This is a genomic window from Pseudomonas baetica, assembly GCF_051216495.1.
Taxonomy (GTDB): Bacteria; Pseudomonadota; Gammaproteobacteria; order Pseudomonadales; family Pseudomonadaceae; genus Aquipseudomonas; species Aquipseudomonas baetica_B.
The window spans coordinates 35,366-55,224 of record NZ_JBPKAM010000015.1 but is presented as its reverse complement, the minus strand read 5'-3'; the positions used below and the strand labels follow the sequence as shown (position 1 = coordinate 55,224).

Genomic DNA, 19,859 nt, shown 5'->3' with positions numbered 1-19,859 from the left:
ATGTGGGAGCGAGCCTGCTCGCGAAAGCGGCATAACAGCCAGCAGTTCTGTTGAATGTTAAGCTGCCTTCGCGAGCAGGCTCGCTCCCACATTTGGTTTGCATGAAGTGATCGATATGAGTCTGCCAGCCAAGCTTCGTCTGAATCTCGCTCCGTGGCGCAACGCCGCAACCTGGCACGTTGCCTTCTCTGGCGGACTTGATTCCACCGTCCTCCTGCACCTTCTCGCACACCTCGCAAAAAACCAATCCCTACCGGCGTTGAACGCCATTCATGTCCATCACGGCCTGCAGACTGCGGCTGACGCGTGGCCGGATCATTGTCGGTCGGTGTGTGAAACGCTGGGTATTGCGCTGCAAGTGGTTCGAGTGCACGTGCAGCCCGGTGCCAGTGTGGAACGTGCAGCCCGGGATGCGCGTTATGCGGCGTTCAGCGAAATCACTCAACCTAACGAAGTACTGTTGACCGCACAGCATCGTGACGATCAGGCGGAAACCCTGCTTTTTCGCTTGCTACGCGGGGCTGGCGTGAGAGGTTTGTCGGGAATGCCACGACAGCGTCCGCTGGGTCAGGGGCATCTGCTGCGGCCCCTGCTCGATGTCACCCGAGCGGAACTGGAGGCCTATGCCGCGGAGCATCGGTTGAGCTGGATTGAGGATCCGTCAAACCAGGATCGGCAATTTTCGCGTAATTACCTGCGTCATCAGGTGTTCCCGGTTTTGACTTCGCGCTGGCCGCAGGCGATGGCATCCATGGCTCGCAGTGCTGCGCATTTGAGTGAAGCGCAGGGGTTGCTTGATGATCTGGCACGGATTGACTTGAGCCAGGCACGAACCGCCAGTGACTTCGATTGGCTGGGATTGCCATCGCTGGAATTGGCATCACTGGAAAGCCTTTCGGCCGCGCGTCAGCGCAACGCTCTTAGTCACTGGCTTGAGCCACTGACACGGCTGCCGGACAGCGACCATTGGTCGGGTTGGGAGGACTTGCGCGATGCCACCGGTGACGCCCGACCGGTCTGGCGACTGGCGGATGGCCAATTGCATCGAGCGGGAGGCCGGATCTGGTGGTTGTCCGGCCATTGGCTGCAAAGTCCAACCCCCATTGGCGTCTGGTCTGCGCCCTCACATCCGCTGACATTGCCCGACAATGGCGTGCTCACCTTCATCGGGCAAATACCCGATGGTCCTTTGCAGATCCGCTATCGTGAAGGGGGAGAAGTGATGGATTTACCGGGTCGAGGACATCGCGACTTGAAGCGTTTGCTCAATGAGCGCGGCGTGCCTTCGTTTGTGCGCGGCAGATTGCCGCTGCTGTTCCAGGGCGAGCGATTGCTGGCGGTGGCTAATCTTCCGGGGCTGGATGGCAGTTCGGTGGGTGGCTGGCATTTGCATTGGCAGCCGTCTTGCGAAGATCAAGGTTTGAGCTGAATGGGGCTTTCCGGTAGACTACGCTCCCTTCTTGATACAACTTCTGTGGATTCGCCTGAATTGCAGGAGTTGCCGATTACCAAGCAGTCTTTGCTGGGCGATTCCAAAAAATGTGTAGCGAGCAACGTACCGGTGTTTCATCTTCCGGTCTGTCCCAACGCGGCGGTTTTTTTGAAAGGTGCACTGTGATTAATGCAGGTGATCGGGGGCTTCGGCCTTCCTTCGCTTTCCCCGGCGGCTCGGACCGCTTTAACGCAGACTTCTAGGGTTTTTCATGACGCGCTACATATTCGTCACGGGCGGTGTTGTTTCTTCATTGGGGAAAGGCATTGCATCGGCATCACTGGCGGCCATCCTGGAGGCGCGGGGACTTAAGGTCACCATGCTCAAGCTGGACCCGTACATCAACGTCGACCCGGGCACCATGAGCCCGTTCCAGCACGGTGAAGTGTTCGTCACCCACGACGGCGCCGAGACCGACCTGGACCTGGGCCATTACGAGCGGTTCATCCGCACGACCATGACCCAGAACAACAACTTCACCACCGGCCGTGTCTACGAACACGTGCTGCGCAAAGAGCGCCGTGGCGATTACCTGGGGGCAACCATCCAGGTGATCCCGCACATCACCGACGAAATCAAACGCCGCATCATCAAGGGCGCCGGCGATGCCGACGTGGCGATGGTCGAGATCGGTGGCACCGTGGGTGACATCGAGTCCCAACCGTTCCTCGAAGCCATTCGTCAATTGCGTTTCGAAGTCGGTGCCAAGCGCGCGATGCTGATGCACCTGACGCTGGTGCCATACATCGCCACCGCCGGCGAAACCAAAACCAAGCCAACCCAGCACTCGGTCAAGGAGCTGCGCTCCATCGGCCTGCAACCAGACGTGCTGGTTTGCCGCTCCGATCACCCGATCGATGTCTCTTCCCGTCGCAAGATCGCGCAGTTCACCAACGTTGAAGAGCGTGCGGTCATCGGCCTGGAAGACGCCGACACCATCTACAAGATCCCGGGCATCCTGCACGCCCAGGGCCTCGATGATTTCGTCGTCGAGCGTTTTGGCCTGCAGTGCGGTGGCGCCGATCTGTCCGAGTGGGACAAGGTCGTCGATGCCAAGCTCAACCCCGAGCACGAAGTCACCATCGCCATGGTCGGCAAGTACATGGAGCTGTTGGACGCCTACAAGTCGCTGATCGAAGCGATGAGTCATGCCGGCATCAGCAACCGCACCAAGGTCAACCTGCGTTACATCGATTCCGAAGACATCGAAAACCAGGGCACCGCGCTGCTGGAAGGCGTCGACGCGATCCTGGTTCCTGGTGGCTTCGGTCTGCGTGGCGTGGAAGGCAAGATCACTGCGGTCCAATACGCTCGCGAAAACAAGGTTCCGTACCTGGGTATCTGCCTGGGCATGCAAGTGGCGGTGATCGAGTTCGCTCGTAACGTCATGGGCTGGAAGGATGCCAACTCCACCGAGTTCGATCGCGCCAGCGGCCATCCGGTTGTCGGTCTGATCACCGAGTGGGAAGACGCCACCGGTGCCGTTGAAGTGCGTACCGAAGCGTCCGATCTGGGCGGCACCATGCGTCTCGGCGCTCAGGAGTGCCTGCTCGAAGCCGGCTCCAAGGTGCACGACTGCTACGGCAAGGATGTGATTGTCGAGCGTCACCGTCACCGTTACGAAGTGAACAACAACCTGCTGCCGCAAATCATGGAAGCCGGCCTGAAAATCTCCGGCCGTTCCGGTGATGGCGCCCTGGTCGAAGTGGTAGAAGCTCCGGATCATCCATGGTTCGTCGCTTGCCAGTTCCACCCTGAGTTCACCTCGACACCACGCGACGGTCATCCGTTGTTCAGCGGTTTCGTCAAAGCAGCTTTGGCTCAACACCAGAAGAAGGCTTGAACCTTATGGCGCAGAAGATCATCCGCGTAGGCGATATCGAGATTGCCAACGACAAGCCAATGGTTCTGTTCGGTGGCATGAACGTGCTGGAAAGCCGTGACATGGCGATGCAGGTCTGCGAAGAGTACGTGAAGGTTACCCAGAAACTGGGTATCCCTTACGTGTTCAAGGCCAGCTTCGACAAGGCCAACCGTTCCTCTGTGACTTCTTACCGTGGCCCCGGCCTGGAAGAGGGCATGCGGATTTTCCAGGACATCAAGCAAGCCTTCGGCGTGCCGATCATCACCGACGTCCACGAGCCTGAGCAGGCGGCGGTCGTCGCTGAAGTCTGCGACATCATCCAGTTGCCGGCCTTCCTGTCGCGCCAGACCGACCTGGTGGTCGCGATGGCGAAGACCGGTGCGGTGATCAACATCAAGAAAGCCCAGTTCCTCGCGCCTCAGGAAATGAAACACATCCTGAACAAGTGCGTGGAAGCGGGTAACGATCAGTTGATCCTCTGCGAGCGTGGTTCTAGCTTCGGTTACAACAACCTGGTCGTCGACATGCTGGGCTTCGGCATCATGAAGCAGTTCGAATACCCGGTGTTCTTCGACGTGACCCATTCCCTGCAGATGCCGGGAGGTCGTTCCGATTCGGCCGGCGGTCGTCGCGCCCAGGTCACCGACCTGGCGAAAGCCGGCATGAGCCAGTCCCTGGCCGGTTTGTTCCTAGAAGCCCACCCGGATCCGGACAACGCCAAATGCGATGGCCCTTGCGCCTTGCGTCTGGACAAACTGGAGCCATTCCTGGCCCAGCTCAAAGCGCTGGACGAACTGGTTAAGAGTTTTCCGACGGTAGAGACCGCGTAACCCTCATTTCTCCGGTAAAGTACCGCACGATTTAACGCTCAGGCCCTCGGGCCTGAGCCTTATCGTCCGCAAGTCTGCCCCGCTGTACATCGCTTGCCGACGGTAAAAGATTTCCTCTAGCTGCGTCGTTTTCGTCAACTTTGGAGTGTTTACAACAATGGCTAAAATCGTCGACATCAAAGGTCGTGAAGTTCTCGACTCCCGTGGCAATCCCACCGTGGAAGCGGACGTGCTTCTCGATAACGGCATCATCGGCAGCGCTTGCGCGCCGTCCGGTGCTTCCACTGGCTCGCGTGAAGCGCTCGAGCTGCGTGATGGCGACAAGAGCCGTTACCTGGGCAAAGGCGTACTCAAAGCCGTAGCCAACATCAACGGTCCGATCCGCGACCTGTTGAAAGGTACAGATCCAAGCGACCAGAAAGCGCTGGACCTGGCGATGATCAAGCTGGACGGTACTGAAAACAAAGGTTCCCTGGGCGCCAACGCGATCCTCGCCGTTTCCCTGGCCGCGGCCAAGGCTGCTGCTCAGGATCAGGACCTGCCGCTGTACGCTCACATCGCCAACCTGAACGGCACCCCGGGTGTTTACTCGATGCCGGTTCCGATGATGAACATCATCAACGGTGGCGAGCACGCCGATAACAACGTCGACATCCAGGAATTCATGGTTCAGCCGGTTGGCGCCAAGTCTTTCTCGGAAGGTCTGCGCATGGGCACCGAGATTTTCCACCACCTCAAAGCCGTGCTGAAGGCCCGTGGCCTGAACACCGCAGTGGGTGACGAGGGTGGTTTCGCACCTAACCTGGCATCCAACGAAGATGCGCTGTCGGCCATTGCCGAAGCCGTCGCCAATGCTGGCTACAAGCTGGGCACCGACGTGACCCTGGCTCTGGACTGCGCCGCGAGCGAGTTTTTCGAAGATGGCAAATACAACCTGTCGGGTGAAGGCAAGTCCTTTGACGCTGAAGGTTTCGCCAATTACCTGAAAGGCCTGACCGAGCGCTTCCCGATCATCTCCATCGAAGACGGCCTGGACGAGTCCGACTGGGCTGGCTGGAAGATCCTCACCGACAAGATCGGCGACAAGGTACAACTGGTCGGCGACGACTTGTTCGTGACCAACACCAAGATCCTGAAAGAAGGCATCGAGAAAAAGATCGCCAACTCGATCCTGATCAAGTTCAACCAGATCGGCACCCTGACCGAAACCCTGGAAGCCATCCAGATGGCCAAGGCCGCCGGTTACACCGCCGTCATCTCGCACCGTTCGGGCGAAACCGAAGATTCGACCATCGCCGACCTGGCCGTGGGCACCTCGGCTGGTCAGATCAAGACCGGTTCCCTGTGCCGTTCCGACCGCGTTTCCAAGTACAACCAGCTGCTGCGTATCGAAGAGCAGTTGAACGGCAAAGCCAAGTACAACGGTCGCGGCGAATTCCGCGGCTGATTGCTGGCTGATAAAAAAAGACAGCGGATTGTGTCGAAAAAACGCTAAAGCGACGTTTTTGCCACTAATCTGATGTCTTGTAAGCACAAGCCTGGTTCTTCCAGGCTTCGTGCTATCAGTCGCTTCATGTTTTGGTGTGGCTGTCCTTTTTCACTGGATACCTGATATTCGATGCGCAGTCCCAATTGGTTGTTCCTCGTCTTGCTCTTGCTGCTGGCTGGCCTGCAGTACCGCCTGTGGGTGGGTAATGGCAGTCTGGCGCAAGTGGCCGAGCTGACTCAGCAGATTGCGGATCAGCAAGCTGAGAACCAGGCCTTGCTGGAGCGCAATCGGGTGATGGACGCAGAAGTCAGTGAGCTGAAGAAGGGCATGGAGACCGTTGAAGAACGGGCTCGCCATGAGTTAGGCATGGTCAAGGACGGTGAAACCCTTTACCAGTTAGCGCAATGAACCAGTCTCTACCGGCCTTCTGGGCCGTGATTCCTGCCGCGGGCGTCGGAGCCCGAATGGCCGCGGATCGTCCCAAGCAGTACCTGCAACTGGGCGGACGCACAATTCTCGAACACAGCCTCGGCTGTTTCCTCGATCACCCTTGCCTCAAAGGCGTGGTGGTCAGTCTTGCTGTTGATGATCCTTACTGGCCGAACCTGGCCTGTGCCAGCGATCCGCGCATTGCACGGGTCGAGGGTGGTGCCGAGCGTTCTGGGTCGGTGCTGAACGCGTTGTTGCATTTGCACGCACAAGGCGCTGGCGATGAAGATTGGGTGTTGGTTCACGATGCCGCGCGACCAAATCTGGGACGTGACGATCTGGATAATCTGCTGGCTGAGCTCGCGAATGATCCAGTGGGCGGACTCTTGGCGGTTCCCGCACGGGACACGCTCAAACGGGTCGATAAACAGGGTCGCGTCGTCGAAACCGTGGATCGCAGCGTGATCTGGCAGGCCTACACACCGCAGATGTTTCGCCTCGGTGCCCTGCATCGGGCGTTGGCGGACAGTCTGGTTGCCGACGTCATCATCACCGATGAAGCCTCGGCCATGGAGTGGGCAGGGATGGCGCCGCGTCTGATCGAAGGGCGATCCGATAACCTCAAGGTCACTCGTCCCGAAGATCTGGAATGGTTGAGGCAGCGTTGGGCTAACCGACGCTGATTGCTGTGCTATCTGTCAGATTGCTTTCGCGAGCAGGCTCGCTCCCACAGGAGCTACGCGGTGGTCCCTGTGGGAGCGAGCCTGCTCGCGAAAACGCTGGGCCAGACAGCCGATATCCCAAACTTCTAGCACCGGTACTCCGGCCTCTCCGCCAGCCCTTCCTTCAGATAATCCACCAGTTTGCGCACCTTCGGCGACAGATGCCGTTGCTGTGGATACAGCGCCCAAACAGCCGTGTTGGGTGGTTGATGCGCTTCCAGCAGCGAAATCAATGCGCCGCTTTTCAGGTGTTCCAGTACGTAGTAGTCCGGTAACTGACACAACCCAACGCCTTGTAGCGCTGCATCCAGCACCGCTTGCCCACTATTGCAGCGCCAGTTTCCCTGGACCCGCTGCGAAAACTCCCGCCCGTTCTGTTCCAGTTGCCAGAGATCCGAGCTGCCGATGAGACAGTTATGACGGCTCAGCTCCGACAAGCTGTGTGGGCGCCCATACCGTTCGAGGTAGGACGGCGACGCGCACAGAAACATGCGTCGGGGGGCGAGGCGCGTAGCGACCAGTCGCGAATCCTGCAAGCGTCCCAGACGGATCGCCAGGTCCAGGCCCTCATGCACCAGGTCGAGTTGGCGATTGCTCAGTTCGATGTCGATCCGCAGTTGCGGATACAACCCCATGAAGCGCGTCACCAAGGGCACGATGAAACGTTCGCCGTAAGCCACGGCGCAGGTCATGCGCAGCATGCCTTTGGGCTCGCTGGTCAGGTCTCCCACGGCTCGCAGTGCTTCTTCGCGACCATCCTGCAGGCGCTGGCAATGTTGCAGAAAGGTTTGTCCTGCCTCGGTCAGCGTGACCCGGCGGGTACTGCGATAGAGCAGGCGGGTTTGCAGGCGCTCTTCAAGGCGTACGATTTGTCGACTGATATGGGAAGAAGAAACCCCCAGGCGCTCGGCGGCCGCGGTGAATTGGCTGCATTCGGCAACGGCCACGAACTCGTCGATACCTTCCCAGCGATTATCGGACATCGATGATTATCCCTGTGTGGCAATAATGTTTTGCTTTTGTCCTGATTATTCACTGTTGGGCGCCGTATTACACTCCCTGTCTCGTTTTAATTCACTGGAGAATCACCATGATCAAGTCACGCGCCGCCGTTGCCTTCGAGGCCAAGAAACCTCTGGAGATCGTTGAAGTGGATGTCGCCATGCCCAAGGCGGGTGAAGTGTTGCTGCGCGTGGTGGCTTCCGGTGTTTGCCATACCGATGCCTACACCCTTTCCGGGGCTGACCCGGAAGGCATCTTCCCGTCGATTCTCGGTCACGAGGGCGGGGCGATTGTCGAAGCGATCGGCGAGGGCGTAACCTCCGTCGCTGTGGGCGACCATGTGATTCCGCTGTACACCCCGGAATGCCGTCAGTGCAAATTCTGCCTGTCGGGCAAGACCAACCTGTGCCAGGCCATTCGTGCGACCCAGGGCAAAGGCTTGATGCCCGATGGAACGACACGTTTTGCCTACAAGGGGCAGCCGATTTTCCACTACATGGGTACGTCGACCTTTTCCGAATACACCGTGCTACCGGAAATTTCCGTAGCCAAAATCGCCAAGGAAGCGCCGCTGGAAAAAGTCTGCCTGCTGGGCTGTGGTGTCACCACCGGTATTGGTGCCGTGCTGAACACCGCCAAGGTGAAACCCGGTGATACCGTGGCCATTTTCGGCCTGGGCGGCATCGGTCTGTCGGCGGTCATCGGCGCGGTCAAAGCCAAGGCAGCTCGCATCATTGCCATCGACATCAACCCGGCCAAATTCGAGATTGCCAAGCAGTTGGGTGCAACCGACTGTGTAAACCCGAAAGATTTCGACCGTCCGATCCAGGAAGTCATCGTCGACATGACTGACGGCGGCGTCGACTTTTCCTTCGAGTGCATCGGCAACGTGCAATTGATGCGTGCCGCACTTGAGTGCTGCCACAAGGGCTGGGGCGAGTCGGTGATCATCGGTGTCGCCGGTGCCGGCCAGGAAATTTCTACGCGTCCATTCCAGCTGGTCACCGGCCGCGTCTGGCGCGGTTCGGCGTTCGGTGGCGTGCGCGGCCGTACCGAGTTGCCAAGCTACGTGGACATGGCTGAAAAAGGCGAAATCCCGTTGGATACGTTCATCACCCACACCATGGGCCTGGAAGATATCAACAAGGCGTTCGACCTGATGCATGAAGGAAAAAGCATTCGCTCTGTCATCCACTTTTAAGAGCAGCGGCAAGCTACAAGCTACAAGCTGCAAGAGCACGCGCGTCTGCCTTTTCTTGCAGCTTGAAGCTTGAAGCTTGGAGCTGGGAGTACTCCCATGACTTTGGAAAACATCTCCTGCCAGAAAAGCTTCGGCGGCTGGCACAAGCGCTATCGACACCGCTCCGACGTGCTCGGCTGCGACATGGTGTTCGCCGTCTATCTTCCGCCGCAAGCGGAGCAGGGCGGCAAACTGCCGGTGCTGTACTGGTTGTCAGGACTGACCTGCACGGATGAAAACTTCATGCAAAAGGCCGGCGCCATGCGCATGGCCGCCGAGTTGGGGCTGATCATCGTCGCGCCGGACACCAGTCCTCGCGGCGCCGATGTGCCGGGTGACCCGGACGGAGCCTGGGACTTCGGCCTCGGTGCCGGGTTTTACCTGAATGCCACCCAGGAGCCCTGGTCGCGCCACTATCGGATGCATGACTACGTCGTGCAGGAATTGCCGGCATTGGTTGAGGCCCATTTCCCGGCGTCGAACAAGCGCGGCATCAGCGGTCATTCCATGGGCGGCCACGGTGCGCTGGTTTGTGCCTTGCGCAATCCGGGACGTTATCTGTCGGTGTCGGCGTTTTCGCCGATCAACAATCCGATTGACTGCCCTTGGGGGCAGAAGGCGTTTTCCCGGTATCTGGGCGAGGACCGTTCGAAATGGCGTGAATGGGATGCCTGTGCGTTGATTGCCGAGGCCGACGAAAAGCTGCCGCTGCTGGTCGACCAAGGTGATCGCGACGATTTCCTCGCCACCCAGCTCAAGCCTGACGCCTTGCAACAAGCTGCCAAGCAGGCAGGTCATCCGCTGACGTTGCGCCTGCAACCCGGCTATGACCATAGCTATTTCTTCATCTCCAGTTTCATCGATGAACACTTACGGCATCACGCGCATGCTCTAGTCGTCCAATAGCAGGTAGAATCACGCCCTGACAAAAATCGGGGCGTTTTTTTATGCGTATTGGCCACGGCTATGATGTGCACCGTTTCGCTGAAGGCGATTTCATTACTCTGGGCGGCGTGCGCATTGCACACGGCTTCGGGCTGCTCGCTCACTCCGACGGTGACGTCCTGCTGCACGCCTTGAGCGATGCCTTGCTCGGCGCGGCTGCGCTGGGTGATATCGGCAAGCATTTCCCCGACACCGACCCGCAATTCAAGGGCGCCGACAGCCGTGTGCTGTTGCGTCATGTCGTCGCACTGATCCACGCCAAAGGCTGGAAGGTCGGCAACGTCGACAACACCATCGTCGCCCAGGCGCCGAAAATGGCCCCGCATATCGAATCGATGCGTGCGCTGATTGCCGCGGATCTTCAAGTTGAGTTGGATCAAGTGAACGTAAAAGCTACTACCACCGAAAAGCTCGGCTTTGTCGGTCGTGAAGAAGGTATTGCCGTGCACGCCGTTGCCTTGTTGTTGCGCGCATGAACGAGGCGCAATTGCTCGGTCCGCGGGCTTATGGTGAAGCCCTCGGCACGGCGGTGTTGAAAGCCATCGCCGAAGATTTTCAGGTCGACGAAGTCCTTGATATCCCCTTGAGCGGCGACGGTGAACACCTGTGGATCTGGGTGGAAAAGCGTGGCCTGAACACTGAGGAAGCGGCGCGGCGGATCGCCAAGGCCGCGGGTGTGCCCTTGCGCACCGTCAGTTACGCCGGGCTCAAGGATCGCCAGGCACTGACCCGACAGTGGTTCAGCATACAACTGCCGGGCAAGGCGGATCCGGACCTGTCGACAGCGGAAAACGACACGCTGAAAATCCTCAAGACCTGCCGGCATAAACGCAAGTTGCAGCGCGGCGCCCATTCGGCCAACGGCTTCACCTTGCGCCTGACGCAGTTCAACGGTGACAAAGCGGCCATCGAAGCGCGCCTGCAACTGATCGCCAAACAAGGTATCCCCAACTATTTCGGCGCGCAGCGCTTCGGGCATGACGGCGGTAACGTGGTCGACGCCCGTGCCTGGGCAGCGCGCAAGGCCTTGCCGGAGCAGCGCAACGTACGTTCGCGCCTGCTATCGACTGCCCGCAGTTTTCTCTTCAATCAGGTGTTGGCTGCGCGTGTCGCCGATGGCACCTGGCAGCGCGCCCAGGTCGGTGATCTGCTGGCGTTCACTGATAGCCGCAGCTTCTTTCCGGCCGGTGAGGCCGAGTGCAACGACCCGCGTCTGGCGATTCTCGATCTGCATCCGACAGGGCCACAGTGGGGCGAAGGTGACTCGCCGGCCACGGGCGCTGTCCATGAACTGGAGCAGGCGATCGCCGCGCGCGAAGCGGACCTTCGCGATTGGTTGATCAACGCCGGAATGAGCCACGAACGTCGCATCCTGCGGCTGCCCATTGCCGGGTTGACGTGGCATTATCCCGAGCCTGACATTCTGCAACTGGAATTCGTCCTGCCGGCCGGATGCTTCGCCACCGTATTGGTGCGCGAGCTTGTTGATCTGGTGCCGGTGGGGCAGACGGACAGCCCATGCGTATTCTGATTTCTAACGACGATGGGGTAACCGCACCCGGTCTCGCCGCGCTTTATGCTGCGCTGGCGGATTACACCGAATGCGTGGTTATCGCCCCGGACCAGGACAAAAGTGGCGCCAGCAGCTCGCTGACGCTCGACCGTCCGTTGCACCCGCAGACGCTGGCCAATGGCTTTATCAGCGTCAACGGCACGCCGACCGATTGCGTGCACCTGGGCCTCAACGGTTTGCTGGAGCGTGAAGCGGACATGGTGGTGTCCGGGATCAACCTGGGCGCTAACCTGGGGGACGATGTCCTGTATTCCGGAACCGTGGCGGCAGCGCTCGAAGGGCGTTTCCTGACACGCCCTGCGTTTGCTTTTTCATTGGTTTCACGGCAGGTCGATAACCTGCCCACGGCGGCCTACTTTGCGCGCAAACTGGTCGAGGCCCATGCTGATCTGGAGCTGCCACCGCGTACGGTACTGAACGTGAATATTCCCAATTTGCCACTCGAGCACATTCGCGGTGTCCAGCTGACGCGCCTGGGGCATCGCGCCCGCGCAGCAGCGCCGATGAAAGTGGTCGACCCGCGTGGCAAGGCCGGCTACTGGATTGCCGCCGCAGGGGACGCCGAGGACGGCGGTCCGGGCACCGATTTTCATGCGGTAATGCAGGGGTATGTCTCCATCACGCCACTGCAACTGGATCGGACCTTCAATGATGCCTTCAGGAATCTTGATGGCTGGCTGGAGGGGCTGCGCTAATGTCTCGTGAACAAGACGATATGTTGCGTCGAGGCATCGGCATGACCTCGCAACGGACCCGAGAGCGCCTCATTCAGCGTTTGTACGAGGAAGGGGTGTCCAACGCCAAGGTGCTGGAAGTCATCCGCCGTACACCGCGTCATCTGTTTGTCGATGAAGCGCTGGCGCACCGTGCCTATGAGGACACAGCGCTGCCGATCGGGCATAACCAGACGATCTCCCAGCCCTATATGGTGGCCCGCATGAGCGAGCTGCTGCTGGAGGCTGGTCCATTGGACAAGGTGATGGAAATCGGTACCGGTTCGGGCTATCAGACGGCAGTGCTGTCGCAACTGGTCGAGCGGGTGTTTTCCGTCGAGCGCATCAAGGTGTTGCAGGACCGGGCCAAGGAGCGCCTGGTCGAGTTGAATCTACGCAACGTAGTGTTTCGCTGGGGCGATGGCTGGGAGGGGTGGCCAGCGCTGGCACCGTATAACGGCATTATCGTGACTGCGGTGGCAACCGATGTGCCCCAGGCGCTGCTTAATCAATTGGCGCCCGGGGGGCGTCTGGTGATTCCGGTCGGTTCTGGTGAAGTGCAACAATTGATGCTGATCATTCGCGAGGAGCACGGTTTTTCCAGACGTGTTTTAGGGGCGGTACGTTTCGTTCCGTTGCTCAATGGGCCACTGGCCTGAGCATTTGTTTAAACACGCTGAATTCTCTTCGATGGCCTTTGTCTTACAGCGGCATCGACTGGATAAACGAGTTCATTTGCCAGACAGCAAACGTGTGCGCGAAGCCAGTTCGCTACATTAAGGGTAAAGCCGGCACGGCCCGTTATACTGGCGACATATCGTGCGGAAACGCGGTAAATCACATTTTCAGCCACCACAAAGGGAGCGGCGGGTGAGTCTCACAGTCATTGCGCAGCGTATGGGTAAAACGAGCTTTCAGCGCCTGGTGACTGGCCTTGTCATGAGCACCTTGCTGGTAGGTTGTTCCAGCAATAAATCCAGTGATGTACGTGTCGTCGATCGCAACAAAGCCGTAGCCCAGCGGCCGGCGGTGACGACGGGGCAGTACGTTGTCCGACCGAAAGACACCCTGTTCTCGATCGCCTTTCGCTACGGCTGGGACTACAAGGCCCTCGCTGCGCGCAACAATATTCCCGCGCCCTACACGATCCATCCGGGTCAGACGATTCGCTTCGACGGGCGTTCCGGTTCAACGTCGACAACAGTAGTCAGTTCGTCCAATTCCACGCCTTCGTCGTCGAGTAAAACCACGGTCATTCGCCGCCCGCTCGACGGTGCCACTACGCCCGCGCCGGCGGTTGTACCGTCCGTCGCCAACAAGCCGGCACCCGCGCCATTACCTCCTCCAGGCCCGGCCCCGACCGGCTGGGGATGGCCATCTAATGGCATTTTGATTGGTAAATTCTCTTCAAACGGTAGTTTGAATAAAGGAATTGATATCGCCGGAGATTTGGGACAGCCTGTTTTAGCTGCGTCTGATGGGACGGTGGTATACGCCGGGAGTGGCTTAAGGGGCTACGGCGAATTAGTCATCATCAAACACAGCGAAACCTACGTCAGTGCCTACGGACATAACCGCAGGCTGTTGGTTCGGGAGGGGCAGCAGGTCAAGGTCGGACAGACAATTGCCGAAATGGGGTCAACGGGTACAGACCGGGTGAAACTGCATTTTGAGATTCGCCGCCAAGGTAAACCTGTAGATCCGCTGCAATTCCTGCCACGTCGTTGATCGCTACCAGCCTGTTTCCATCACGTAGTGGGGACAGGCTCCAGCGTTGCCAAGGATAAAGGCGCCGCTTGAGCTTGAGGTCGAACTCACCAAAGGACTATAACAATGGCTCTCAGTAAAGAAGTGCCGGAGTTTGACATCGACGATGAGGTTCTCCTGATGGAGACCGGCATCGATACGGATTCGATGTCGAATGATGAAGGGGCGGCTCCACCTTCCGTTCGTGCCAAATCCAGACACTCCGCTTCGTTAAAGCAGCACAAGTACATTGACTACACGCGGGCACTCGACGCTACGCAGCTGTATCTCAATGAAATCGGCTTTTCTCCTCTGTTGTCCCCCGAAGAAGAAGTTCATTTTGCGCGCCTGTCGCAAAGTGGCGATCCGGCCGGGCGCAAACGCATGATTGAAAGTAACCTGCGGCTGGTGGTGAAAATCGCCCGGCGTTACGTCAATCGTGGCTTGTCGCTGCTCGATCTGATCGAAGAGGGCAACCTCGGCTTGATTCGGGCGGTAGAGAAGTTCGACCCTGAGCGCGGTTTCCGCTTCTCGACCTACGCTACCTGGTGGATTCGTCAAACCATCGAGCGCGCGATCATGAATCAGACCCGGACCATCCGGTTGCCGATTCATGTGGTCAAGGAACTGAACGTGTACCTGCGGGCTGCTCGGGAGCTGACGCAAAAACTCGACCATGAACCCTCACCCGAAGAAATCGCCAATCTGCTGGAGAAACCAGTGGGAGAGGTCAAGCGCATGCTGGGCCTGAACGAGCGGGTTTCTTCAGTCGACGTCTCGCTGGGTCCGGATTCGGATAAAACCCTGCTGGACACCCTTACCGACGACCGTCCAACCGATCCATGTGAACTGTTGCAGGATGACGACCTGTCCCAGAGCATCGATCAATGGCTCTCGGAGTTGACCGACAAGCAGCGCGAAGTGGTTGTACGCCGCTTCGGTCTGCGAGGTCACGAGAGCAGCACCCTTGAAGACGTAGGCCTGGAAATTGGCCTGACCCGGGAACGGGTCAGACAGATTCAGGTTGAAGGCCTGAAGCGTCTTCGGGAGATCCTGGAGAAAAACGGCCTTTCCAGCGAGTCGCTGTTTCAGTAGTCGATTCGTGTAAAGGCAACAAAGCCCCGACTGGTTCGGGGCTTTTTATTATCTGCAGGAAAGCTGCCGCATGCCCGCATGCTTGGGGCATCTCTCAGGTTCGTCGTCTTGAGCTGTAAGTCTTCGCTTACTCTTTCGTAGGTGTTCGTTATTTTTACACAGTGGCAGTGGGCCGCATTTTCATTTGCTCCAGTTTATCTCGCTGATTTGTATGCTTATTTTGTTAAGTTAATGACATATGACAGGTCATTTCAGCATCCGGGACCGGTTGCTCCAAGCTACGAAAACTCTAGTATTCGGGTTGTGTCGACGGACAGACACACCCTTCAAGGACGAGGGGCAATGGACATCGCAGGAAGCGATTCATCAGGACGATGAAAAGGAACACAGGGAATAGGGAAAAAATGTGGGCGGGTCAAACCGCCCCTTTTTTTCGCCTGTAGAAAAGCAAAAAGGCCCTTGTGGGGCCTTTTTCGGGAACGCGGGGGTGATCAGCGTTCGAGGTGTTCGATCTTGCCTGGCTTGCCATCCCATTCAGCGGAATCCGGTAGAGGATCCTTGCGTTCGGTGATGTTCGGCCAGACTTCGGCCAGCTCCAGGTTCAATGCGATGAAGTTTTCCATGCCGGCAGGGACTTCATCTTCGGAGAAGATAGCCACGGCAGGGCATTCAGGTTCGCACAGTGCGCAGTCGATGCACTCATCCGGGTGAATCACCAGGAAGTTCGGGCCTTCGTAAAAGCAGTCCACCGGACAGACTTCTACGCAGTCGGTGTACTTGCACTTGATGCAGTTGTCGGTGACGACGAAGGTCATTTCTAATTTTCTCCTCAGGCGCGGCTTGCTGCGCCCCTTCACGTAGGGGTCGCAAGGTTTGGGAGCGATAGTCTGCAGGCCAGGCTAAAAGCCAGCAGCATCCCAAACCGCGCGAGATTCTAACAGCTTGCAAGCCTGTGCGTTAGATCCGTGTCTTTAGTGTATAGAGCATTTCGAGTGCACGACGCGGCGTCATGTCGTCCAGATCGAGCTTGGCCAGTTCATCCAGTACCGGATGTGGCAGGCTGGCGAACATATCGCTCTGCTGTGGCGCGGCCGGTTTGCCTTTGGCCGGCTTGGGCGCTTCATGGGGCAGGGCGGTGTCTTCCAGCCTGCTCAAATGCTCACGGGCACGCACGATCACTTCACTCGGTACGCCAGCCAATTGCGCCACCGCCAGGCCGTAGCTCTGGCTGGCAGGTCCCGGCAGTACATGGTGCAGGAACACGATGCGTTCATTGTGCTCGGTGGCATTGAGGTGCACGTTAGCCACCAGCGGTTGGGCTTCCGGCAGGACTGTCAATTCGAAATAGTGGGTGGCGAACAGCGTGTAGGCACGCAAATGTGCCAGTCGCTCCGCTGCCGCCCAAGCCAGGGACAAACCGTCGAACGTGCTGGTGCCGCGTCCGACTTCGTCCATCAGTACCAGGCTGCGTTCGGTGGCGTTGTGCAGGATGTTGGCGGTTTCGCTCATTTCGACCATGAAAGTCGAGCGCCCACCCGCCAGGTCATCGCTGGAGCCGATCCGCGTGAAGATCCGATCGACCAGCGACAACTCACAGCTGGCCGCCGGCACAAAGCTGCCGATATGTGCCAACAGCACGATCAGCGCGGTCTGGCGCATGTAGGTGGATTTACCGCCCATGTTAGGGCCAGTGATCACCAGCATGCGCGTATTGTCATCGAGGCTCAGGTCATTGGCCACGAACGGCGTGGTCAGCACTTGCTCGACCACCGGGTGACGACCCTGGCTGATGCGCATGCATGGCTCGCTGACGAAACGCGGGCAGTTCAAGTCGAGGTTCAACGCTCGCTCGGCCAGATTGCTCAGCACATCCAGTTCGGCCAGCGCCGAAGCGGTGTCCTGCAACGGTGGCAGCTGTGCGATCAGGTCTTCGAGCAGCGCTTCGTAGAGCATCTTCTCCCGGGCCAGGGCCCGGCTCTTGGCCGACAGAGCCTTGTCTTCAAAGGCCTTGAGTTCCGGGGTGATAAAGCGCTCGGCACCCTTGAGGGTCTGGCGGCGGATATAGTCCGCCGGTGCCGATTCAGCCTGCTTGCTCGGCAACTCGATGAAGTATCCGTGGATGCGGTTGTAGCCAACCTTCAGGTGCGACAGGCCGGTGCGGGCTTTTTCACGGGCTTCGAGATCGATCAGGAATTGGCCGGCGTTTTCGCTGAGCGATTGCAGCTCGTCGAGTTCGCTGTCGTAACCGGTCTTCAGCACGCCGCCGTCGCGGATCACCGCTGGCGGGTTATCGATGATGGCCTTTTCCAGCAGCGCGGCCAGTTCCGGGTAGGTGCTGGTCGTGGTCGCCAGCTTTTGCAGGTGCGGCGCTTCCAGTTCGGTCATCGCCACCTGCAGTTCGGGCAGGGCACCGAGGGCATCGCGAAGGCGTGCGAGATCGCGCGGGCGCGCGTTGCGCAGGCCAATCCGGGCGAGAATCCGCTCGATGTCGCCGATTTCCTTGAGCTGCGGTTGCAGCTTTTCGAATCGGTAGCCGTCGAGCAGGCACGAGATGGAGGTCTGGCGTGCCAGCAAAATGGTCAGGTCGCGCAACGGACGGTTCAGCCAGCGGGTCAGCAAACGGCTGCCCATGGCGGTCTGGCAACGGTCGACCACTGATTGCAGCGTGTTGTCACGACCGCCAGCCAGGTTGGTGTCCAGTTCCAGGTTTCGACGGCTCGCACCGTCCAGTACCACGGTGTCGTCCAGGCGTTCATGTCGCAGGCTGCGCAAATGCGGCAAGGCAGTGCGCTGGGTTTCTTTCGCATACGCCAGCAGGCAACCGGCGGCGCCGATGGCCAGGGTCAGGTTCTCGCAGCCAAAACCTTTCAGATCCTGGGTGGAAAATTGCTGGCACAGGCTTTTCAGCGCCGAATCCCGCTCGAAATCCCACGGCGCACGACGACGAACCCCGCGACGTTTCTCCGCTGGCAGATCTTTCGGCCAGTCATCCGGGATCAGCAGTTCCACCGGATTGACCCGCTCCAGCTCCGCCAACAGGTTTTCCCAGCCCTTGATTTCCAGCACGCTGAAGTTGCCGCTGGTGATGTCCAGTACCGCCAAGCCGAACAGGCGCTCATCACCCAGCACGGCAGCGATCAGATTGTCGCGACGTTCATCCAGCAGCGCCTCGTCACTCACCGTCCCCGGTGTGATGATCCGCACCACCTGACGTTCCACTGGTCCTTTGCTGGTAGCCGGGTCGCCGACCTGTTCACAGATCACCACCGACTCGCCGAGCTTCACCAGTTTCGCCAGGTAGCCTTCGGCGGCGTGATAGGGAATCCCGCACATCGGAATCGCCTGACCGGCTGACTGCCCACGAGCAGTCAGGGTGATGTCCAGCAGCTTGGCGGCCTTCTTCGCGTCCTCATAGAAGATCTCGTAGAAGTCACCCATGCGGTAGAACATCAACTGGTCCGGGTGCTGGTTCTTCAGGCGCCAGTACTGCTGCATCATCGGGGTGTGGGAGGAGAGGTCGGAGACGGCTTTATTCATTGGGGATCGGAAAACTCGTTGAAAGATGTGGGGCAAAGGTGGGGCATCGGCCCGGCTTTTCCGCGATGGGCGCAAGATTAACATGGGCGGTCTGCCGGACGCAGGCATGAACGCTATATGGTCCGCTGCTGCTGATTTATGCGCTATTCATGCAAATATGCATTTGTTTTCCGCGCAAAGAACAAGCACTATGCGCGCTATGCAAAAACGCAATGTTTCTACCGTCTTAAGAGCGCTGCTCGATCAGCACGGGATCTCCCCAATGGAGCTTCACCGTCGTACCGGCGTGCCTCAATCCACTCTCTCGCGGATTCTCAGCGGGAAGATCGTCGATCCTTCGGATAAGCACATTTCGAAAATCGCCGAGTACTTCGCCGTGAGCACCGATCAGTTGCGCGGCCGCGCGGAAGTCCCGCCGGTGGCCAACCCCGGGCGTGATCAATTGCATTCTGAACTCAAGGACATAAGTCTGTGGGACGACGATACGCCGGTCGATGATGACGAGGTGTCGGTCCCCTTTCTTCGCGAGGTTGAATTGGCAGCAGGATCAGGAAGATTCGTCATTGAAGAGAGCGAGCGCTCTAGCCTGCGCTTCGGCAAGCGCAGCCTGCGCCATAACGGGGTGCAGTTCGACCAGGCCAAATGCGTGACCGTGCGTGGCAACAGTATGTTGCCGGTATTGCGCGACGGCGCCACGGTGGGGGTCAATGCCGGCAAGTGCGGGATTGGCGACATCATTGATGGCGACCTCTATGCCATCAACCACAACGGTCAGTTGCGGGTGAAACAGCTTTATCGCCTGCCTACCGGGATTCGTCTGCGCAGCTTCAACCGCGATGAACATCCGGACGAGGACTACAGCTTCCAGGAAATGCAGGAAGAGCAAATCGTCATCCTCGGTCACGTCTTCTGGTGGGGCATGTACGCCCGATAACCTCATCGCCATCCGATAAAACCCGTCACCAGGCGGGTTTTTTTTCGTCTGCCAAAAGTCGCCAGAGCCTTTGTTTTCGGGCGTTTAATGCGTTTGTGCATTGCCGGCGCATAAATAAATGCATTAGTGCATTGACTGTATATGCATCCATGTATATTCTTTGTTCCAAGCCGCTCAACAAAGCGGCTCGAAACGAGGCTCTTTAGTTCCACCAAAAAAGGCAGCGATGAATCGGCCTCAACGGTTCA

At 58.6% G+C, this 19,859-nt stretch carries 18 protein-coding genes; 15 read left to right on the top strand and 3 right to left on the bottom strand.

The features are described 5' to 3' along the window. The first annotated feature begins 115 nt into the window (after positions 1 to 115). From tilS to ispD, 6 genes are all read left to right on the top strand, one after another. The gene (tilS, locus tag ACSFE6_RS08310; protein WP_435427146.1) at positions 116 to 1,429 is read left to right on the top strand and encodes a tRNA lysidine(34) synthetase TilS; all 1,314 of its coding nucleotides are present in this window, start codon (positions 116 to 118) and stop codon (positions 1,427 to 1,429) included. A 274-nt stretch (positions 1,430 to 1,703) separates the two neighbouring features. Further along, positions 1,704 to 3,335, top strand: coding sequence for a CTP synthase (locus tag ACSFE6_RS08305; protein WP_110966666.1), 1,632 nt, complete (start codon positions 1,704 to 1,706; stop codon positions 3,333 to 3,335). Between the two features lie 5 nt (positions 3,336 to 3,340). Continuing rightward, complete coding sequence (gene kdsA, locus ACSFE6_RS08300) at positions 3,341 to 4,186, top strand: 3-deoxy-8-phosphooctulonate synthase (protein WP_427580216.1); 846 nt, start codon at positions 3,341 to 3,343, stop codon at positions 4,184 to 4,186. A gap of 157 nt (positions 4,187 to 4,343) precedes the next feature. Then, the gene (gene eno, locus ACSFE6_RS08295; RefSeq protein ID WP_435427145.1) at positions 4,344 to 5,633 is read left to right on the top strand and encodes a phosphopyruvate hydratase; all 1,290 of its coding nucleotides are present in this window, start codon (positions 4,344 to 4,346) and stop codon (positions 5,631 to 5,633) included. A 171-nt stretch (positions 5,634 to 5,804) separates the two neighbouring features. After that, complete coding sequence (gene ftsB / locus ACSFE6_RS08290) at positions 5,805 to 6,083, top strand: cell division protein FtsB (protein ID WP_007996937.1); 279 nt, start codon at positions 5,805 to 5,807, stop codon at positions 6,081 to 6,083. Further along, a complete protein-coding gene (ispD, locus tag ACSFE6_RS08285; protein ID WP_435427144.1) occupies positions 6,080 to 6,787 on the top strand; it encodes a 2-C-methyl-D-erythritol 4-phosphate cytidylyltransferase in 708 nt (235 codons plus the stop codon). The genes ftsB and ispD overlap by 4 nt, the downstream gene beginning before the upstream one ends. A gap of 125 nt (positions 6,788 to 6,912) precedes the next feature. Here ispD and ACSFE6_RS08280 read toward each other — a convergent pair whose 3' ends face one another. Next, positions 6,913 to 7,809, bottom strand: a complete 897-nt coding sequence (locus ACSFE6_RS08280; RefSeq protein ID WP_435427143.1) for a LysR substrate-binding domain-containing protein — start codon at positions 7,807 to 7,809, stop codon at positions 6,913 to 6,915. Between the two features lie 107 nt (positions 7,810 to 7,916). Between ACSFE6_RS08280 and ACSFE6_RS08275 the strand changes: the two genes are divergently transcribed. The 8 genes from ACSFE6_RS08275 to rpoS all read left to right on the top strand — a co-directional run bounded on the left by ACSFE6_RS08275 (position 7,917) and on the right by rpoS (position 15,140). Beyond that, a complete protein-coding gene (locus tag ACSFE6_RS08275; RefSeq protein WP_435427142.1) occupies positions 7,917 to 9,029 on the top strand; it encodes an S-(hydroxymethyl)glutathione dehydrogenase/class III alcohol dehydrogenase in 1,113 nt (370 codons plus the stop codon). Between the two features lie 96 nt (positions 9,030 to 9,125). Next, the gene (fghA, locus tag ACSFE6_RS08270; RefSeq protein ID WP_435427141.1) at positions 9,126 to 9,974 is read left to right on the top strand and encodes an S-formylglutathione hydrolase; all 849 of its coding nucleotides are present in this window, start codon (positions 9,126 to 9,128) and stop codon (positions 9,972 to 9,974) included. 41 nt (positions 9,975 to 10,015) lie between these two features. Continuing rightward, on the top strand, positions 10,016 to 10,489 hold the full coding sequence (gene ispF / locus ACSFE6_RS08265; protein ID WP_435427140.1) for a 2-C-methyl-D-erythritol 2,4-cyclodiphosphate synthase: 474 nt from the start codon (positions 10,016 to 10,018) through the stop codon (positions 10,487 to 10,489). Then, complete coding sequence (gene truD, locus ACSFE6_RS08260) at positions 10,486 to 11,544, top strand: tRNA pseudouridine(13) synthase TruD (protein WP_435427139.1); 1,059 nt, start codon at positions 10,486 to 10,488, stop codon at positions 11,542 to 11,544. Before ispF ends, truD begins: the two co-directional genes overlap by 4 nt. Continuing rightward, on the top strand, positions 11,532 to 12,281 hold the full coding sequence (gene surE / locus ACSFE6_RS08255; protein WP_435427138.1) for a 5'/3'-nucleotidase SurE: 750 nt from the start codon (positions 11,532 to 11,534) through the stop codon (positions 12,279 to 12,281). The genes truD and surE overlap by 13 nt, the downstream gene beginning before the upstream one ends. A gap of 41 nt (positions 12,282 to 12,322) precedes the next feature. Beyond that, positions 12,323 to 12,958, top strand: a complete 636-nt coding sequence (locus tag ACSFE6_RS08250) for a protein-L-isoaspartate(D-aspartate) O-methyltransferase (RefSeq protein WP_435427164.1) — start codon at positions 12,323 to 12,325, stop codon at positions 12,956 to 12,958. 211 nt (positions 12,959 to 13,169) lie between these two features. Next, complete coding sequence (locus ACSFE6_RS08245) at positions 13,170 to 14,027, top strand: peptidoglycan DD-metalloendopeptidase family protein (protein ID WP_435427137.1); 858 nt, start codon at positions 13,170 to 13,172, stop codon at positions 14,025 to 14,027. Between the two features lie 105 nt (positions 14,028 to 14,132). After that, positions 14,133 to 15,140 carry an RNA polymerase sigma factor RpoS gene (rpoS, locus tag ACSFE6_RS08240; RefSeq protein WP_175389008.1) on the top strand — a complete coding sequence of 336 codons (1,008 nt, stop codon included), beginning with the start codon at positions 14,133 to 14,135 and terminating at the stop codon, positions 15,138 to 15,140. Positions 15,141 to 15,631: 491 nt separating this feature from the next. Here rpoS and fdxA read toward each other — a convergent pair whose 3' ends face one another. Next, the gene (gene fdxA / locus ACSFE6_RS08235) at positions 15,632 to 15,955 is read right to left on the bottom strand and encodes a ferredoxin FdxA (protein ID WP_095197066.1); all 324 of its coding nucleotides are present in this window, start codon (positions 15,953 to 15,955) and stop codon (positions 15,632 to 15,634) included. Between the two features lie 142 nt (positions 15,956 to 16,097). Then, a complete protein-coding gene (mutS, locus tag ACSFE6_RS08230) occupies positions 16,098 to 18,677 on the bottom strand; it encodes a DNA mismatch repair protein MutS (RefSeq protein ID WP_435427136.1) in 2,580 nt (859 codons plus the stop codon). 199 nt (positions 18,678 to 18,876) lie between these two features. Here mutS and ACSFE6_RS08225 point away from each other — a divergent pair, with 199 nt between their 5' ends. Then, a complete protein-coding gene (locus ACSFE6_RS08225; protein ID WP_435427163.1) occupies positions 18,877 to 19,611 on the top strand; it encodes a LexA family transcriptional regulator in 735 nt (244 codons plus the stop codon). Positions 19,612 to 19,859: the final 248 nt, after the last annotated feature.

Bases quoted from the DNA above. Each gene is read 5' to 3' on its own strand.
- ACSFE6_RS08225 (WP_435427163.1), top strand. From the start codon at position 18,877: ATGCAAAAACGCAATGTTTCTACCGTCTTAAGAGCGCTGCTCGATCAG.
- rpoS (WP_175389008.1), top strand. From the start codon at position 14,133: ATGGCTCTCAGTAAAGAAGTGCCGGAGTTTGACATCGACGATGAGGTT.
- fdxA (WP_095197066.1), bottom strand. From the start codon at position 15,955: ATGACCTTCGTCGTCACCGACAACTGCATCAAGTGCAAGTACACCGAC.
- surE (WP_435427138.1), top strand. From the start codon at position 11,532: ATGCGTATTCTGATTTCTAACGACGATGGGGTAACCGCACCCGGTCTC.
- truD (WP_435427139.1), top strand. From the start codon at position 10,486: ATGAACGAGGCGCAATTGCTCGGTCCGCGGGCTTATGGTGAAGCCCTC.
- ACSFE6_RS08250 (WP_435427164.1), top strand. From the start codon at position 12,323: ATGACCTCGCAACGGACCCGAGAGCGCCTCATTCAGCGTTTGTACGAG.
- ACSFE6_RS08275 (WP_435427142.1), top strand. From the start codon at position 7,917: ATGATCAAGTCACGCGCCGCCGTTGCCTTCGAGGCCAAGAAACCTCTG.
- ACSFE6_RS08280 (WP_435427143.1), bottom strand. From the start codon at position 7,809: ATGTCCGATAATCGCTGGGAAGGTATCGACGAGTTCGTGGCCGTTGCC.
- kdsA (WP_427580216.1), top strand. From the start codon at position 3,341: ATGGCGCAGAAGATCATCCGCGTAGGCGATATCGAGATTGCCAACGAC.
- mutS (WP_435427136.1), bottom strand. From the start codon at position 18,677: ATGAATAAAGCCGTCTCCGACCTCTCCTCCCACACCCCGATGATGCAG.
- ftsB (WP_007996937.1), top strand. From the start codon at position 5,805: ATGCGCAGTCCCAATTGGTTGTTCCTCGTCTTGCTCTTGCTGCTGGCT.
- fghA (WP_435427141.1), top strand. From the start codon at position 9,126: ATGACTTTGGAAAACATCTCCTGCCAGAAAAGCTTCGGCGGCTGGCAC.
- ispF (WP_435427140.1), top strand. From the start codon at position 10,016: ATGCGTATTGGCCACGGCTATGATGTGCACCGTTTCGCTGAAGGCGAT.
- ispD (WP_435427144.1), top strand. From the start codon at position 6,080: ATGAACCAGTCTCTACCGGCCTTCTGGGCCGTGATTCCTGCCGCGGGC.
- ACSFE6_RS08305 (WP_110966666.1), top strand. From the start codon at position 1,704: ATGACGCGCTACATATTCGTCACGGGCGGTGTTGTTTCTTCATTGGGG.
- tilS (WP_435427146.1), top strand. From the start codon at position 116: ATGAGTCTGCCAGCCAAGCTTCGTCTGAATCTCGCTCCGTGGCGCAAC.
- eno (WP_435427145.1), top strand. From the start codon at position 4,344: ATGGCTAAAATCGTCGACATCAAAGGTCGTGAAGTTCTCGACTCCCGT.